This window comes from Streptomyces sp. NPDC059142, from assembly GCF_042755665.1.
Taxonomy (GTDB): domain Bacteria; phylum Actinomycetota; class Actinomycetes; order Streptomycetales; family Streptomycetaceae; genus Streptomyces.
The window spans coordinates 1-16,768 of sequence record NZ_JBHZDA010000067.1 but is presented as its reverse complement, the minus strand read 5'-3'; the positions used below and the strand labels follow the sequence as shown (position 1 = coordinate 16,768).

Genomic DNA, 16,768 nt, shown 5'->3' with positions numbered 1-16,768 from the left:
CTCCGGGCCCCGCGCAGGCGCCCGCCACGCACGGCGCGGCCCGGCCGCCACTGCGACCGGGCCGCGCCCCTTGTCCCTCCCGTACCGACCTCAGGTCGTCGTACGGCGTCTCCTGCTGCCCGGACGGCGCTCGCTCGGCCGCGTGACCGTTTCGCCCGCCTCCTTGGCGGCCTCCCGGCGCTGTGTGCCGAACGCGGCCAGCGCCTCCGCCAGCTTGTGCACCGACGGCTCCGGCGCCAGGACGTCGACGCGCAGCCCGTGCTCCTCGGCGGTCTTCGCCGTCGCCGGGCCGATGCACGCGATCACCGTCACGTTGTGCGGCTTGCCCGCGATCCCGACCAGGTTCCGCACGGTCGAGGACGAGGTGAACAGCACGGCGTCGAACCCGCCGCCCTTGATCGCCTCACGGGTCTCGGCCGGCGGCGGCGAGGCGCGCACGGTGCGGTACGCCGTGACGTCGTCGACCTCCCAGCCCAGCTCGATCAACCCGGCAACCAGCGTCTCCGTGGCGATGTCCGCGCGCGGCAGGAACACCCGGTCGATCGGGTCGAAGACCGGGTCGTACGGCGGCCAGTCCTCCAGCAGCCCGGCGGCGGACTGCTCACCGGACGGTACGAGGTCGGGCTTCACACCGAAGTCGACGAGCGCCGCGGCGGTCTGCTCGCCCACCGCGGCGACCTTGATCCCGGCGAAGGCACGGGCGTCGAGCCCGTACTCCTCGAACTTCTCCCGTACGGCCTTGACCGCGTTGACCGAGGTGAAGGCGATCCACTCGTAGCGCCCCGTGACCAGGCCCTTGACCGCGCGCTCCATCTGCTGGGGCGTACGCGGCGGCTCGACCGCGATGGTCGGGACCTCGTGCGGGACCGCGCCGTACGACCTGAGCTGGTCGGAGAGCGAGGCGGCCTGCTCCTTCGTGCGCGGGACGAGGACCTTCCAGCCGAACAGCGGCTTGGACTCGAACCACGCGAGCTGGTCGCGCTGTGCCGCGGCGCTGCGCTCACCGACCACGGCTATGACCGGCCGGTGTCCCTCCGGGGAGGGCAGCACCTTCGCCTGCTTCAGGATCTGCGCGATCGTCCCGAGCGTCGCGTTCCACGTGCGCTGGCGCGTGGTCGTACCGGCGACGGTGACGGTCAGCGGGGTGTCCGGCTTGCGGCCCGCGGCGACCAGCTCACCGGCGGCGGCGGCCACCGACTCCAGGGTGGTGGAGATGACGACCGTGCCGTCGCTGGCACCGACCTCGCTCCAGCAGCGCTCGCTGGCGGTCCGCGCGTCCACCATGCGTACATCGGTGCCCTGGGCGTCGCGCAGCGGTACCCCGGCGTACGCCGGCACACCGACCGCGGCGGCGACGCCGGGGACGACCTCGAAGGGGATGCCCGCGGTGGCGCAGGCGAGCATCTCCGTGCCCGCGTCGCCGTCGAGCCCGGGATCGCCCGCGACCGCACGGACCACCCGCCTGCCGCCCCGCGCGGCCTCCATGACAATATTGGCCGCATCCCGGATCGCGGGGATCCCGGCGGCTGCTGACGCATCGTCGACAACCGTCAGCGCGGGGGTGCTCACGCCCGCCCTCGCATGGCTCCGTACGACGTCGAGCACATCAGGCTCGGCGATCAGTACGTCAGCCCCCGCGAGCGCCTCGACGGCGCGGAGTGTCAGCAGACCCGGATCTCCGGGTCCGGCACCTAGGAAGGTGACGTGCCCCGATGCGGAGCAGGCCGGAAGGTCAGAGGTGGTGGGGCTCAATGTGCTCGCTCCCCCATAAGACCGGCCGCACCCTTGGCGAGCATCCCCGACGCGAGTTCGCGCCCGAGCGCGAGAGCGTCGTCGAGCGACGTGGGTACGGGACCGGTGATGGACTGCTGCACCAGCGTCGAGCCGTCGGTCGTGCCGACGACGCCGCGCAGGCGCATTTCGTTGACAACCTGTCCGTCGGCCAGCAGGTCGGCCAGCGCACCCACAGGTGCGCTGCAACCGGCCTCCAGGGCGGCGAGCAGGGAACGCTCGGCGGTCACGGCGACCCGGGTGTACGGGTCGTCGAGCTCGGCGAGCACAGCGGCGAGGTCCACGTTGACCGCGGCGCACTCCACTGCGAGGGCCCCCTGGCCGGGGGCCGGCAAAACGGTGTCGACCGGCAGGAGGTCGGTGACTTCGTCCGACCTGCCGATGCGATGGAGTCCGGCGGCGGCGAGCACGACGGCGTCGAGCTGCCCGCTGCGGACGAAGCCGATCCGGGTGTCTATGTTCCCGCGGATCGGCACGGTCTCTATCGTCAGCCCGTGACTGCGCGCGTACGCGTTGAGCTGGGCCGTGCGGCGCGGCGACCCCGTACCGACGCGGGCCCCGTCGGGCAGCCCCTTGAAGAGCAGCCCGTCCCGCGCGATCAGCGCGTCCCTGGGGTCCTCGCGGCGCGGCGTGGCCGCCAGGGTCAGCTCGGCGGGCTGCGCCGTCGGCAGGTCCTTGAGGGAGTGCACGGCGAAGTCGATCTCGCCGCGCAGCAGCGCGTCACGCAGCGCGGTGACGAAGACGCCCGTGCCGCCGATCTGCGCCAGGTGCTCGCGCGAGGTGTCGCCGTACGTGGTGATCTCGACCAGTTCGACGGGGCGCCCGGTGAGTCCGCGCACCGCCTCCGCCACCTGGCGGGACTGGGCCATGGCGAGCTTGCTGCGCCTCGTGCCCAGCCTCAGGGCCTTGTCGGGCCTCAACGGCTCCTCGGGCCGTGAGGCCGTCGCGGGCCTCAGTGCCTTCTCGGTCATACTCGCCCTCTGCCTACACCGTCGGTGTCATTCAGGTCGGCCCGGCTGACGGCGGCGACCGTCTGCGGGTCGAGGTCGAAGAGTTCGCGCAGCGCGTCCGCGTACCCGGCGCCGCCGGGCTCGCTGGCGAGCTGCTTGACCCGCACGGTGGGCGCGTGCAGGAGTTTGTCGACAACGCGGCGCACGGTCCTGGTGACCTCGGCGCGCTGTTTCTCGTCGAGGCCGGGGAGCCTGCTTTCGAGGCGGGCGACCTCGCTGTTCACCACGTCGGCGGCCATGGCGCGCAGCGCGACCACGGTCGGGGTGATGTGGGCGGCGCGCTGGGCGGCGCCGAAGGCCGCCACCTCGTCGGAGACGATGGTGCGGACCTGGTCGACGTCGGCGGCCATGGGGGCGTCGGCGGACGCCTCGGCCAGCGTCTCGATGTCGACCAGCCGTACGCCGTCGAGGCGGTGCGCCCCGGCGTCGATGTCGCGGGGCATGGCGAGGTCGAGGAGGGCGAGCGGCGCCGGGCAGCCGCGGGTCCGCAGCGCGTCCTCGACGGCGTCGGCCGTCAGGACGAGTCCGGTGGCGCCGGTGCAGGAGACGACGACATCGGCGCGGGCCAGCTCGCCGGGGACGGCGCTCATCTCCACGGCGCGGGCGCTCAGGCTCCGCCCGCCGGGCTCGGTCAGGCCGTACTGGTGGAGGATCTGCACGAGCCGTTCGGCGCGGGCGGTCGTGCGGTTGGCGACGACGATCTCGGCGACCCCGGCGCGGGCGAGGGTCGCGGCGGCCAGCGAGGACATGGAGCCCGCGCCGATCACCAGCGCGCGCTTGCCCCTGGCCCAGGCGTCCACGTCGGAGCCGGTGGCGAGCTGTTCGAGACCGAAGGTGACCAGCGACTGCCCGGCCCGGTCGATCCCGGTCTCGCTGTGGGCCCGCTTGCCGACCCGCAGGGCCTGCTGGAAGAGGTCGTTGAGGAGGCGGCCCGCGGTGTGCAGCTCCTGACCGAGCGCGAGCGTGTCCTTGATCTGGCCGAGGATCTGGCCCTCGCCGACGACCATCGAGTCCAGGCCGCAGGCCACCGAGAAGAGGTGGTGGACGGCGCGGTCCTCGTAGTGCACGTAGAGGTAGGGGGTCAGCTCCTCCAGCCCGACGCCGCTGTGCTGGGCGAGGAGGGTGGACAGCTCGGCGACCCCTGCGTGGAACTTGTCGACGTCGGCGTACAGCTCGATGCGGTTGCAGGTGGCGAGGACGGTGGCCTCGGTCGCCGGCTCGGCGGCGAGCGTGTCCTGCAACAGCTTGACCTGCGCGTCCGCGGAGAGCGAGGCGTGTTCGAGGACGCTCACCGGCGCGCTGCGGTGGCTCAGTCCGACGACCAGAAGGCTCATGCCGGCATCACCGCGGGGACGTCCCCGTCGGGTCCCTTCCGGCCGGAGGGGGTGGTGTCGGCCGAAGGCGCCGATGTCGTCTCGGCGACGCCGGCGGTGGACGCGCGCTCGGCGGGCGCCATCGCCGCGAGGGCCGCCTCGGCGGCGGCGCCCTCACCGGCCTTGCGCTGCTCGTGGAAGGCGAGGATCTGGAGTTCGATGGAGAGGTCGACCTTGCGGACGTCCACGCCGTCGGGCACGGACAGCACGGTCGGCGCGAAGTTGAGGATCGAGGTGACCCCGGCGGCGACCAGCCGCTCACAGACCTGCTGGGCGGCGCCCGCGGGGGTCGCGATGACCCCGATCGAGACGCCGTTGTCGCTGATGATGGTCTCCAGCTCGTCCGTGTGCTGGACGGGGATCCCGGCGACGGGCCGGCCGGCCATGGCGGGGTCGGCGTCGATCAGCGCGGCGACCCGGAAGCCACGGGAGGCGAACCCTCCGTAGTTGGCGAGCGCGGCGCCGAGGTTACCGATGCCGACGATCACGACCGGCCAGTCCTGGGTCAGCCCCAGCTCGCGCGAGATCTGGTAGACGAGGTACTCGACGTCGTAGCCCACACCGCGGGTCCCGTAGGAGCCGAGATACGAGAAGTCCTTGCGCAGCTTCGCGGAGTTGACCCCGGCGGCGGTGGCGAGCTCCTCGGAGGAGACCGTGGGTACGGAACGCTCCGAGAGAGCGGTCAGCGCCCGCAGATACAGCGGAAGCCTGGCGACGGTGGCCTCGGGGATTCCTCGGCTACGGGTCGCCGGTCGGTGAGTTCGGCCAGTTGCCACGGTGCTCCAACGGGATGAGCTGGGCTGCAGGCGGCCGTATGTCCCAGGACCGCCCCGTCGAATGCAGGCTATGTCTTTGTGAACGCGTGCACAAAGATTGTGTCCGTTTTGTCCGAGCAAAGTGACCGGGGTCACGCGTCCCGATCCGGCCATCCCGGAACCGGGGACCGCTTCAGCCCGTTGCACACACGAAGGGGGCAAAACCGTACACACTCCTCACGAATCCGCCCCCGCGACCGCTCTCCACGCCCTTACGGCACCCGCTCCCGCACCGACGGCGACCGCCCGCGCGTCCGGATCGCGTACGGATGGCGCACACGGGGACGATCACCGGAGAGAAGCCTGCAAAGCGCCCATGATGGTAACCGTCTTTCGCGTCACGCCCCCAGTTCGCGCCGGAGCCGCTCCGCGTCCACCCGCCAGAACGTGTGCTGCTCGCCGTCGACCAGGACCACCGGGATCTGCTCCCAGTACGCGCGGTGCAGCGCCTCGTCCCGCGTGATGTCCTTCTCCTCCCAGGAAGCACCGGTCTCGGCACAGACCGCCTCGACGACCGCGCGCGCGTCGTCACAGAGGTGGCACCCCGGCTTCGAGACAAGCGTCACCACCCGCTCGTCGGCCTTCTTCTTCGTCGTACGCCGCAACAGAGGACTCATGGCCCCCATTCTCCGCCCGCCGGGCGCCGTGGCCCGCCGATTGTCCACAGCCGGGCCGCATTGGCATGATCACCGCATTAACACACCGGTCGCGGAGAGTTCACCCCCCGTCGCCCCCACCCGTCCGGAACCCCCGAACAGAATGGCTATGCTCACGCTATGGCCGCACTGGGATGGCTCACCCCCCGTAAGCGCTCCGCCACCGCGAGGAGCGTGCTCGCAGGCGAGGCCGCAGCCGAGGCAGGACTCAAGTCCACGCAGGAGGCGCAGGAAGCACACGGCGCGCCAGGCGAGGAATCCGCCGGCACGGCCGGCGAGGCACCGGACTTCCCCGTCGCCGGAGACGACCGCGCCGCCGCCTTCTTCGACCTCGACAACACCGTGATGCAGGGCGCCGCGATCTTCCACCTGGGCCGCGGCCTGTACAAGCGGAAGTTCTTCCAGCGCCGCGAGCTGGCCCGCTTCGCCTGGCAGCAGACCTGGTTCCGGCTCGCCGGCGTCGAGGACCCCGCCCATATGCAGGACGCCCGCGAGAGCGCCCTGTCCATCGTCAAGGGCCACCGCGTCTCCGAGCTGATGTCCATCGGCGAGGAGGTCTACGACGAGTACATGGCCGACCGCATCTGGCCGGGCACCCGCGCCCTCGCCCAGGCCCATCTGGACGCGGGCCAGCAGGTCTGGCTGGTGACCGCCGCGCCCGTCGAGACCGCCACGATCATCGCCCGCCGCCTCGGCCTGACCGGCGCCCTCGGCACCGTCGCCGAGTCGGTCGACGGCGTCTACACCGGCCGGCTCGTCGGCGAACCGCTGCACGGCCCCGCCAAGGCCGAGGCCGTCCGCGCGCTCGCCGCCGCCGAGAACTTCGACCTGGACCGCTGCGCCGCCTACAGCGATTCGCACAACGACATCCCGATGCTCTCGCTGGTGGGACACCCGTACGCGATCAACCCGGACGCCAAGCTCCGCAAGCACGCGCGGAAGCTGGACTGGCGGCTGCGCGACTACCGCACCGGCCGCAAGGCGGCCAAGGTCGGCATCCCGGCCGCCGCCGGGGTCGGCGCCCTCGCGGGCGGCACCGCCGCCGCGGTCGCCCTGCACCGCCGCCGGCGCTGACGCCCGCCAGCACGCGACGGCTCGGCGGCACCGGGCACCCGGCGTCACCTCGACCGTCACCGGACGGCCCGGCGCCGTCAACCTCTCTCGACCCGTCGTCAACACGGCGACACGCCCTTCGGCGAATTCGTCACAACGGACGGCCCCACGGAAACACCCGTGGGGCCGTCCGTTGCATGCGCACGCCGTCACTCAGGCACAACCCATCACGAGAGCAAGCAGATCTTGACGCAATCTGATCAATAAATGGTCACGATGTGCTACTAGATCCGCCTCCTAGGCGGCACGGAAGCGACGTAATCGATGATTTGAGCAACTGGGTGTAGCGCTGCCTGTACGAAGCGTTATTCTCCTCAGACGCATACCGGACCCCACCCGTCGCCACGACGAGTGAACGGTCCCGCACTGCACGTGATGGAAGCTCTGCCTCTGGGAGTCCCGTGTACCCACACGTCGGGGTTGACGCCTCGGGCCTGGCTACGCTCCGCGCAACGGTCCTCGACCACTTGCGCGGCTTCGTCCCCACCGCGTACGCCATGCCCGCCTTCGCCGCACCGGCCCCTGCCGTGAGCGGCCCTATCGGACCTTGTTACGCCCTGGCGAGTGGTGGTGCCGCCGTCAGCAGACGGGGCGGCCGCAGCAGCTCCGCCGCCTCGACCACCACCCGTCGGCCCAGCGCCGACAGCGACAGCGCCCGCATGATGGAGTTAGTCGAGCGCGCCCAGGCCGGTGAGGCGGAAGCCTTCGGCCGGCTGTACGACCAGTACAGCGACACCGTCTACCGCTACATCTACTACCGCGTGGGCGGAAAGGCCACCGCCGAGGACCTCACCAGCGAGACGTTTCTGCGCGCCCTGCGCCGCATCTCCACGTTCACCTGGCAGGGCCGCGACTTCGGCGCCTGGCTGGTCACGATCGCCAGGAACCTGGTCGCCGACCACTTCAAGTCGAGCCGTTTCCGGCTGGAAGTGACCACCGGCGAAATGCTCGACGCCAACGAGGTCGAACGCAGCCCCGAGGACTCCGTCCTGGAGTCCCTCTCGAACGCGGCGCTCCTCGAAGCCGTACGGAAACTCAACCCCCAGCAGCAGGAGTGCGTCACGCTGCGCTTCCTCCAAGGGCTCTCGGTCGCCGAGACCGCCCGGGTCATGGGCAAGAACGAAGGAGCGATCAAAACCTTGCAGTACCGGGCCGTCCGCACCCTGGCCCGACTGCTCCCCGAAGACGCCCGCTGACCACCCCGCCCCGGACCGTCCGACCACCCGGCCACCCGGCCACGAGACGGCCCGCCGATCCGACGGCCCGACGGCCCGCCCCCGCCGTCGGCCCGTACCCCCACACCTCCACTCCCCCCCCACGCCCCACCCCGCCCCCACGCCCGCCCTCACCACGGACCCAACTCACAGTCGGTGACGCATCGATGACGCACTGGTCCGATCATCCTTCGTCCGTAACCCAAGTGCCGCGCCGCTCGTTGTGCGGGATGCAGGCTCCCTGCGGTCACGCCATGCCCGCAGCCACTCACTCATTCGTGTGGATGCGCTCAAGGCGTGCAACCTTCCGGACCCCCAGGGGAGTCGATCGTCATGACGAGAGGAGGTGCCGCCAGTGATCGCGAACGTTTCGGCACACCGGCGGGCGAACGCCTTCGCCCAGGCCCTGGAAGACCAGACGCTCCAGGACACGGCGGCCGAACAGCCCGCCGATCCGGTCGAACCGGCCGGACAGGGGCGGCTGTTGGCCCTGGCGAGTGGTCTCGGTGAACTACCGAGACCCACGCTGGACCCCGAGGTCAAAGTGGTGCAGCGGGCTCAGCTCGTGGCCGCCATGGAGGCCATGCTGCTGGAGGGCACAGCAACGGGGGAGGTGAGGCCGAGCCCTACGGTCCCCGAGCAGCGGAAGTCGGGCCGCGGTGCCCACCGCGCGTCCCCACTGCGCAAACTGCGGCCGAGATCCCGCTGGTCCAAGGGGCTCGCGGCCGGCGGGCTCACGGTCGGGGTGGCGGCGGGCGCCTTCGGCGGTGTCGCAGCCGCCAGCTCCGACGCCCTGCCCGGTGACTCGCTGTACGGGCTGAAGCGCGGCATGGAGGACTTCAAGCTCAACCTGGCGGGCGACGAGTCCGACCGCGGCGAGCTCTACCTCGACCACGCCTCGACCCGCCTCAGCGAGGCACGCCGACTGATGGAGCGCGGCCGTTCCGGCCAGTTGGACCACGAATCCCTGGGCGAGATCCGCCGCACCCTCGGCGGAATGAAACACGATGTCACCGAAGGCCACCGACTGCTCCACCAGGCCTACGAACGGGACGGCTCGCTCGGCCCGATCGCCACCCTCTCCTCGTTCTCCGCCGCGCACCGCCAGACCTGGAACGGGCTGCGCGACCGGCTCCCCGTACAGCTCTCGGACGTCGGCAACGAAGTGAGTTCGGTGTTCGACGCCATAGACGAAGAGGTCGCCCCGCTCCAGTCCCTGCTGCCCAAGGCGCCGGAGAAGCACCAGAACACCACCCGCCCCGGCTCCACCCAGGACTCCACGGGGCGCGGTCACCCCGCGCAGGACCACCCCACGCCCGCCACCCCGAGCAGGAGCGGCGGCACGGACAGCGGCTCGGCGCGGACCGAGGAGAGGCCAGGTCCGTCGAGCCCCGGCTCGGCCACCTCGTCCGACGAGGGGCTGCTCGGCGGCAGTACGGGCGGCCTGCTCGACCCGCCGCAGAACAGCGTCACCCCCTCGCCGTCCGAGAACGACAAGGACGGCACCGACCGCCCCGGCCCCGACATCACCATCCCGCCCCTGCTGCCCGACCTGCTCCCCGGGCTCGGCATCAAGGCGGAGGACGCCGGCTAGGGCTCTCCGTTGCTCCCTGCCTCCATGCCTCCGTTACGGAGGAATGGAGGCAGGGAGCAATCAGAAGAAGACGGACCGCCGCTGCACCAGCAGATTGTAGAGCGAGTGCTGGATCTGCTCGCGCACCTGATCCGTCAGGTTGAACATCAGCATCGGATCCTCCGCGGCCTCCGGCGGATAGCCGTCCGTCGGGATCGGCTCGCCGAACTGGATGGTCCACTTCGTCGGCAGCGGCAGCGCCCCCAGCGGCCCCAGCCACGGAAAGGTCGGCGTGACCGGGAAGTACGGGAGCCCCAGCAGCCGCGCCAGCGTCCGCGCGTTGCCGATCATCGGGTAGATCTCCTCGGCGCCCACGATCGAGCACGGCACGATCGGCACCCCCGCCCGCAGCGCCGTCGAGACGAACCCGCCCCGCCCGAAGCGCTGGAGCTTGTACCGGTCGCCGAACGGCTTCCCGAGGCCCTTGAACCCCTCGGGCATCACCCCGACGACCTCACCGGCCAGCAGCAGCCGCTCCGCGTCCTCCGCGCACGCCAGCGTGTGCCCGGCCTTCCGCGCCAGCTCGTTGACGACCGGCATCATGAAGACCAGGTCCGCCGCGAGCAGCCGCAGATGCCGGTCCGCCGGATGGTTGTCGTGGACGGCGACCTGCATCATCAGCCCGTCCAGCGGCAGCGTGCCCGAGTGGTTGGCCACCACGAGGGCCCCGCCGTCCGACGGGATGTTCTCGATGCCCTTCACCTCGACACGGAAGTACTTTTCGTACACCGGCCGGATCAGCGACATCAGGACCTGCTCGGTGAGTTCCTTGTCGTAGCCGAACTCGTCGACCTCGTACTCGCCGGTGACCCGCCGGCGCAGGAACGCCAGCCCGCCCGCGAGCCGCCGCTCCCAGCCGCCCCCGCCGTCCGCGGCCGGTGTCCCGGGCCCGTCCGTCCCGGCCCGCTCCGCGTCCTCGGGGGCGTCGCCCGCCCGCGGCTCCGGTACGGGCGTCAGCGGCCCCTGGGCGCGCCGCGACGCACCGTCCTTGCCGTGGTGCTGCCGCCGGCCACCGCCGCCGCCCGCGCCCGTCCCGCCGCCGCCGGAGCCGCCGCCGCGCCGCGACCTCGGCTCCTCGCCGAAGGGGATGACCTTGGCATCAGCCATGTCCGGGGCGCTCCTTGCTGACGAGGGTGGAGAGACGGTCGACGGTACGGCCCACGGCCTCCGGCGGCAGCAGTCCGGCATCCCGGCCGCGCGCGAAGTCCGCGAACGCCTCCGCGGTCGTGTACGACGGCACGAAGCCCAGTGTCTCGCGCATCTGGACCGTGCTCACCACCCGGCCGTGCGTCAGCAGCCGGATCTGCTCCGGTGAGAAGTCCGTCACCCCGACCGTCCGCAGCGCCGTACCGACCCAGGTCACCGCCGGCAGCGGGACCGGCACGGTGGGCCGTCCGAGCCGCCGTGAGCACTGCGAGAGCGTCAGCACCCCGTCCCCGGCCACATTGAACGTGCCGCTGTTGAGCGTCCCGCGCCGCGGCGCCTCCGACGCGATCAGCAGGACGGCGAGCGCGTCGTCCTCGTGGACGAACTGGAGCCGGGGGTCGTAGCCGAAGACCGTCGGCAGGACGGGCAGCGACAGGTACTCGGCGAGCGGCGAGTCCGCCGAGGGCCCCAGGATGTTCGCGAAGCGCAGCACGCAGACCGCCACATCGGGCCTGCGGCGCGCGAAGCCGCGTACGTACCCCTCGACCTCCACCGCGTCCTTGGCGAAGCCACCGCTCGGCAGCGACTTGGGCGGGGTGGTCTCCAGGAAGACCGCCGGGTCCCGGGGCGCCGAGCCGTAGACGCTCGTACTGGACTTCACCACCAGCCGCTGTACGGATGGCGATTTCTGACAAGCGCCGAGGAGCTGCATCGTGCCGATGACGTTGGTCTCCTTGACCGCGGCCCGGCCGCCCGCGCCCAGGGGAGTGCCCGTCACATCGAGGTGGACGACGGTGTCGACGGCGTGCTCGGCCAGGACCCGCGCGATGGCGGGCCGGCGGATGTCCGCCCGGACGAATTCCGCGTCGCCCAGCCCGTGCCCGGGGGTCGCCGCGTCCACGGCGATCACCCGGTCCACGCCGGGTTCGCGTTGCACACGCCGTACGAAACGGCCGCCGAGCTGCCGGGCCGCCCCGGTCACGAGCACGACCTTGCCCAAGATCAGCGCCTTCCCTAGACCTCCGGATCCGCCACGGACCTCCGGATCCGCCTCGTCACCGTAGCGGGTGGCCGTCGCGATGTGACGACCGCCGGACCCACGGCGTCCGACATTTGACCGAGAGACAACCGTGGCCCTCCCACCATGTCGGTGAAAGGGCCACGAATGCGCGTACAGCTATCGCACTTACTTCTTGTTGCGACGCTGAACGCGGGTGCGCTTGAGCAGCTTGCGGTGCTTCTTCTTGGCCATCCGCTTACGCCGCTTCTTGATAACAGAGCCCACGACTACCCTCGCTCACTTCTCTTCACTCGGTGCGGGGCGTCTGGGCCCACACGACCTACGTCGGCCTAGCCTACCCGCCGCCGAGTGAGGGACGTAATCCGAGGCAAACCCAGTCCCCCCATCCCGGCGGCATTCGCCCTCCGACGAGCCCTGGAGGCACGAACGCCGCCGGTCACGGGCACTACGCGGACTCGACCCCCACAAAGGACTCGCGGAGGTACTCGTGAACCGCTTGCTCCGGAACCCGGAAGGACCTGCCCACCCGGATCGCCGGCAGATGACCGCTGTGCACCAAGCGGTACACGGTCATCTTCGACACTCGCATCACCGAGGCGACCTCCGCCACGGTAAGGAACTTGACCTCGTTCAGAGGCCTCTCGCCAGCAACCATGATCCACCTGTACCTTCCGCACCCGACGGCCACCGGCTTCCCCTCCGGTAACTCTTCGTCGCTGTGCGCTCACATCCCAGACTAGGGGCGGGTGATGCGAGTGGGGAAGAGGAGCAGCCTCCGGCCGCCTACTGTGACAGACACGCCCGATTGAGTACATAGCGAGTAAGCGGCAGGTAGTAATCGGACCGCACGGCGTCATCAAGCGGAACGACCACCGACACCCGTCCCTCCGCTTCCCCGACGAAGAGCGCGGGATCGTCCGTGTCGGCCAGGCCGATGGCCTCCACACCGAGCTGACCTGCCCCGCAGACCCAGCCGTGGTCCCCGACGACAAGCCCGGGAAGCGGCCCTCCGGCCTCCGCCAGAGCCTCCAGAACCGCCCGAACCGGCAGCGGTGAGTGGGTATGTGCGCCGGTCTCACGCCCCGCGCGCCGCACGCCGGGTTCCCGCACCAGCGCGACTCCCCGTACGTAGTCGAGGTTGTACGTGCGTACCCCGAACCGGGTCGTTATGTCGATACATCTCCCCTGCGCGGGGGTGAGGACAAGGCATCCCGCCGCCGACAAAGCGTCTGCCAACCCCGCGTAGAAACCGAGCAGCCGATGCGGATGCCCCGTCCCCAGCAACACCGGGACCCGCCGGGCCGCCGCCTCCCCGAGGCGCTCCGCGAACGCGTCCAGCGCCCGCAGCGTCAGCTCCGGATCAATCACATCAGGTCCCGACACATGATCGGAATCGCGCGAGACCCCGCACCGGTCTGCCATCAGAGCGAGCAAGTCCCGTTCATCCCATGCCCATTCGGGATCGATTCCGATCGTCACCCGTGGATCCCTGGCGGCGAAGAGACGGTAGCTGCGCAGACTCTCCTCCCGCGACGTCGCCACAGGACCGGCCAGCCTGGCCGCCAGAAGATGCGCCCGCAGGGCACCGGTGCTCAACACCCCACCGATGCTGCCGCCTTGCCCCCGACACCGGGCCGGAACCCGGGACAGACCGCACGGTTGGCGTAACGACCACTACGAACGGTGCCACAAAGCCCGGTCGCCCGCGCCACGGAGCCCGGCCACCAGCCACCCGGCCACCCGGCCACCCGGTGCGATTTACCGCACGACGGTACGGCCGCTACGCCAGCAGCCCCCGCGCCGGGAACACCGCCCTGCGCGTCGCCAGCACCGCCTGGTCCAGCCGGTCCGCCGGGTCGTACCCCGACTCCCACGACCGCCAGGCCGGCGTCCGCCCGTCCGTCATCCGGCCGGGACCCCACTGCCGCGTCCGCGCGTACACCTCGTGCCGCCAGGAGTCCGGCGGCTCCGACAGCGGATCGACCGGCGCGTGCCCCGCGATCCCCACCAGATGGGTCCAGGACCGCGGCACCACGTCCACCACCGCGTACCCGCCCCCGCCGAGCGCCAGCCACCGCCCGCGCTCCGCGTACTCGTGCGCCAGATCGTGACAGGACGCCTGCACCGCCCGCTGCGCGTCCAGCGACACCGCGAGATGCGCGAGCGGGTCCTCGAAGTGTGTGTCGGCGCCGTGCTGCGACACCAGCACCTGCGGCCGGAAGTCCGCCAGCAGCTCCGGCACCACGGCGTGGAAGGCCCGCAGCCACCCCTCGTCGCCCGTCCCCGCCGGCAGCGCCACATTGACCGCACCGCCCTCTCCCGCACCCGCGCCGGTCTCCTCCGGCCATCCGGTGCCCGGGAAGAGCGTCCGGGGGTGCTCGTGCAGCGACACCGTGAGCACCCGCGGGTCCTCCCAGAACGCCGCCTGCACACCGTCCCCGTGGTGCACGTCCACATCGACGTACGCGACCCGCTCCGCCCCCAGCTCCAGCAGGCGCGCGATCGCGAGGGCCGCGTCGTTGTAGACACAGAAGCCGGACGCCGCCCCCGGCATCGCGTGGTGCAGCCCGCCCGCGAAGTTCACCGCGTGCGCGCACTCCCCGCGCCACAGCGCCTCCGCCGCGCCCACCGACTGCCCGGCGATCAGCGCCGACGCCTCGTGCATCCCGGCGAACGCCGGATCGTCCTCCGTACCGAGCCCGTACGACGCCTCCGCGCCCCGCGGGTCGAGCGAGGCACGCCGTACCGCGTCCACGTACTCCTGACGGTGGACGAGCCGCAGCGTCGAGTCCCCCGCGGGCGGCGCCGCGACGACGTCGACCGCTCTGTCCAGCCCGTACGCCCGCACCAACCCCATGGTCAGCGAGAGCCGTACCGGGTCCATCGGGTGGCTGGGCCCGAAGTCGTACGCCGTGACTGCGTCATCCCACATCAACCGTGCGCGGCCGCTCATGCCCGCCACCGTATCGGTCCTCCCCCGCCGCGAACGAGCGGGCGTACACCAGGGTCACGAGGACCATCACCATCGGCACGAGCATGGCCCCGCGATAACTCCACGCGTCGCCCAACGCCCCCACCAGCGGCGACCCGACCAGAAACCCCACGTAGTTGAAGACATTGAGCCGGGCCACCGCGGCATCGCTCCCGCCCGGGAAGAGCCGTCCCGCCGCCGCGAACGTCTGCGGCACGATCACACACAGCCCGAGCCCCAGCACCGTGAACCCGAGGATCCCCGTCCACGCCCCCGGAGCCAGCGCCACCACCGCGAACCCGCCCCCCGCCAGCAGCGACCCGCACCGCACGACGACCACGGACCCGAACCGCCGCACCCCCAGATCCCCGACCGCACGCCCCAGCAACGTGGTCACCATGTAGGCGTTGTACGGAACGGTGGCCAGCTCCTCCGAACTGCCCAGCACGTCCTGGAGGTACTTGGCGCTCCAGTTGGAGACGGTCGAGTCCCCGATGTACGCGAAGCACATGACCAGGCAGAGCGGCAGCAACACCCGAAACCCCACCGGCGCACGCCCCCCGGCCGGCCTCGAAACCCCCTTCCGCTCCCTCTCGTCCTCCCCTTCCTCGCTCTGCCGGGCATCCACGTACCAGCGGGAGCCGACGAGCGCGGCCGGCAACAGCACCACCACGACCGGCAGATACGACACGAGCAGCGGCAGATGCCCGTGCGCCCCCACCCAGGCGAGCGAGGCCCCGGCGATCCCGCCGAGGCTGAACGCCGCGTGGAAGCCGAGCATGATGCTGCGCCCGTACGCCCGCTGGAGGCTGACGCCGAGCATGTTCATCGACGCGTCGAGCGCGCCGACGGAGAGCCCGAACGCCCCCAGCGCGAGCGCGAGCTGCCCCACGGCGTCCCCGGCGCCGACGCCGAGCAGGGCCAGCAGGACGACGGGCTGGGAACAGCGCAGCACGAGGCCGGGCCGTATCCGTACGACCAGCTTCTCCGTGGCGACACTGCCGACACCGGCCAGCACGGGCACGGCCGCGAGGAAGAGGGGGAGCAGGGCGTCGGATATCCCGTACCGGTCCTGGATCGCCGGGATACGGGTCACCAGAAGGGCGAAGCTCACCCCTTGGACGAAGAAACTGAACGCCAGCGAGAACCGACCGTGCCGCAACCGCACATCTGTCCGCACATCTGTCATGGCCGGACAGCGTAAGGCGCCCGTCTACCCATGGGTAGGTGGATCAGGCGACGGATCGGCCGAGCAGCCCCGGCAGTTCGGACATCCGCGCGAAGTACCCGGTGGCCCCGGGCAGCTTCCCGGCGGGCGTCATCGCCGTGAACGCGTACACGTCCATGCCCGCGGCCAGGGCGGCCCGGACGCCGAGGGGGCTGTCCTCGACGACGGCACACCGCTCGGGGGCGACGCCCATCCGGGCAGCGGCGTGCAGGAAGAGATCGGGCGCCGGCTTCCCGCGGTCGACGTCCTGGGCGCTGAAGACGACGTTCCCCCCGCCGTTCCTCTCGCCGTTCTCCCTGTGGGGGAACAGCCGGTCGAGACCGGTCTTCCGGTGCCCGACCCGGATCCGCTCGTGGCTCCCGGAGGAGGCGAGGCAGTACGGCACCGCGTCGGCGGCCAGCTTCTCGATCACCTCGACGGCCCCTTCGACCGGCGTCAGCTCCCGCTCGAAGGCGGCGAAGACGCGGGCGTGCAGCTCCTCGTCGAACTCCGCGGGCAGCCGCTGCCCGGTCCGCTCGCGCACCAGATCGTGGACGCGGTGCACGGCGGCCCCCATGAAGTCCCGCAGGGAGTCCTCGTACGAGGTGGGGTGGCCCAGTTCGGTGAGATAGCCGGCCAGGATGGTGTTGGAGAGCCGCTCGCTGTCGACGAGGACACCGTCGTTGTCGAAGATGACGAGTTCATAGCGCATACCGTCGAGCCTAAAGGGCCCGGAACGCAGAAATGCCCCGCACCAGAAGGTGCGGGGCATTCCCACAATAATTGTTCGGCGGCGTCCTACTCTCCCACAGGGTCCC

The 16,768-nt window shown here is 71.3% G+C and carries 16 protein-coding genes; 3 read left to right on the top strand and 13 right to left on the bottom strand.

All coding sequences use genetic code 11. The annotated features are described in order from the left end of the window. Positions 1-90: 90 nt before the first annotated feature. From ACFXPK_RS22740 to ACFXPK_RS22720, 5 genes are all read right to left on the bottom strand, one after another. Positions 91-1,752, bottom strand: a complete 1,662-nt coding sequence (locus ACFXPK_RS22740; RefSeq protein ID WP_384993822.1) for a uroporphyrinogen-III synthase — start codon at positions 1,750-1,752, stop codon at positions 91-93. After that, positions 1,749-2,762: a hydroxymethylbilane synthase gene (gene hemC / locus ACFXPK_RS22735; protein WP_385078068.1), complete on the bottom strand. Its 1,014-nt coding sequence runs from the start codon at positions 2,760-2,762 to the stop codon at positions 1,749-1,751. The genes ACFXPK_RS22740 and hemC overlap by 4 nt, the downstream gene beginning before the upstream one ends. After that, positions 2,759-4,135, bottom strand: a complete 1,377-nt coding sequence (locus ACFXPK_RS22730; protein WP_384993817.1) for a glutamyl-tRNA reductase — start codon at positions 4,133-4,135, stop codon at positions 2,759-2,761. Before ACFXPK_RS22730 ends, hemC begins: the two co-directional genes overlap by 4 nt. Beyond that, a complete protein-coding gene (locus ACFXPK_RS22725) occupies positions 4,132-4,950 on the bottom strand; it encodes a redox-sensing transcriptional repressor Rex (RefSeq protein ID WP_384993814.1) in 819 nt (272 codons plus the stop codon). Before ACFXPK_RS22725 ends, ACFXPK_RS22730 begins: the two co-directional genes overlap by 4 nt. A 377-nt stretch (positions 4,951-5,327) precedes the next feature. Beyond that, the gene (locus tag ACFXPK_RS22720) at positions 5,328-5,606 is read right to left on the bottom strand and encodes a glutaredoxin family protein (protein ID WP_384993811.1); all 279 of its coding nucleotides are present in this window, start codon (positions 5,604-5,606) and stop codon (positions 5,328-5,330) included. Positions 5,607-5,765: 159 nt separating this feature from the next. Here ACFXPK_RS22720 and ACFXPK_RS22715 point away from each other — a divergent pair, with 159 nt between their 5' ends. The 3 genes from ACFXPK_RS22715 (at position 5,766) to ACFXPK_RS22705 (ending at position 9,566) form a co-directional block, all read left to right on the top strand. Continuing rightward, positions 5,766-6,719, top strand: coding sequence for an HAD family hydrolase (locus tag ACFXPK_RS22715; protein ID WP_384993808.1), 954 nt, complete (start codon positions 5,766-5,768; stop codon positions 6,717-6,719). A 440-nt stretch (positions 6,720-7,159) separates the two neighbouring features. Next, positions 7,160-7,954, top strand: coding sequence for an ECF subfamily RNA polymerase sigma factor, BldN family (locus ACFXPK_RS22710; RefSeq protein WP_385078063.1), 795 nt, complete (start codon positions 7,160-7,162; stop codon positions 7,952-7,954). Positions 7,955-8,327: 373 nt separating this feature from the next. Then, complete coding sequence (locus ACFXPK_RS22705; RefSeq protein ID WP_384993803.1) at positions 8,328-9,566, top strand: DUF5667 domain-containing protein; 1,239 nt, start codon at positions 8,328-8,330, stop codon at positions 9,564-9,566. A 60-nt stretch (positions 9,567-9,626) separates the two neighbouring features. Here the strand turns inward: ACFXPK_RS22705 and ACFXPK_RS22700 are convergent, their stop codons facing one another. The 8 genes from ACFXPK_RS22700 to ACFXPK_RS22665 form a co-directional block, all read right to left on the bottom strand. Next, positions 9,627-10,712 (bottom strand): lysophospholipid acyltransferase family protein, encoded by a 1,086-nt coding sequence (locus ACFXPK_RS22700; protein ID WP_385078060.1) that lies wholly within the window; start codon positions 10,710-10,712, stop codon positions 9,627-9,629. Beyond that, positions 10,705-11,751: an NAD-dependent epimerase/dehydratase family protein gene (locus ACFXPK_RS22695; protein ID WP_385078057.1), complete on the bottom strand. Its 1,047-nt coding sequence runs from the start codon at positions 11,749-11,751 to the stop codon at positions 10,705-10,707. Before ACFXPK_RS22695 ends, ACFXPK_RS22700 begins: the two co-directional genes overlap by 8 nt. 186 nt (positions 11,752-11,937) lie before the next feature. Then, on the bottom strand, positions 11,938-12,036 hold the full coding sequence (locus ACFXPK_RS22690; RefSeq protein WP_003948845.1) for a 30S ribosomal protein bS22: 99 nt from the start codon (positions 12,034-12,036) through the stop codon (positions 11,938-11,940). 181 nt (positions 12,037-12,217) lie between these two features. Further along, positions 12,218-12,427, bottom strand: a complete 210-nt coding sequence (locus ACFXPK_RS22685; RefSeq protein ID WP_158575903.1) for a helix-turn-helix domain-containing protein — start codon at positions 12,425-12,427, stop codon at positions 12,218-12,220. Positions 12,428-12,555: 128 nt separating this feature from the next. Next, positions 12,556-13,371 carry a phosphatase gene (locus ACFXPK_RS22680; RefSeq protein ID WP_385078055.1) on the bottom strand — a complete coding sequence of 272 codons (816 nt, stop codon included), beginning with the start codon at positions 13,369-13,371 and terminating at the stop codon, positions 12,556-12,558. Between the two features lie 181 nt (positions 13,372-13,552). Continuing rightward, the gene (locus ACFXPK_RS22675; protein ID WP_384993794.1) at positions 13,553-14,725 is read right to left on the bottom strand and encodes an acetoin utilization protein AcuC; all 1,173 of its coding nucleotides are present in this window, start codon (positions 14,723-14,725) and stop codon (positions 13,553-13,555) included. Further along, entirely contained in the window at positions 14,694-15,932 is a 1,239-nt protein-coding gene (locus ACFXPK_RS22670) for an MFS transporter (RefSeq protein ID WP_385078052.1), read from the bottom strand. Before ACFXPK_RS22670 ends, ACFXPK_RS22675 begins: the two co-directional genes overlap by 32 nt. A 43-nt stretch (positions 15,933-15,975) precedes the next feature. Then, positions 15,976-16,662: an HAD family hydrolase gene (locus ACFXPK_RS22665; protein ID WP_385078049.1), complete on the bottom strand. Its 687-nt coding sequence runs from the start codon at positions 16,660-16,662 to the stop codon at positions 15,976-15,978. Positions 16,663-16,768 lie beyond the last annotated feature (106 nt).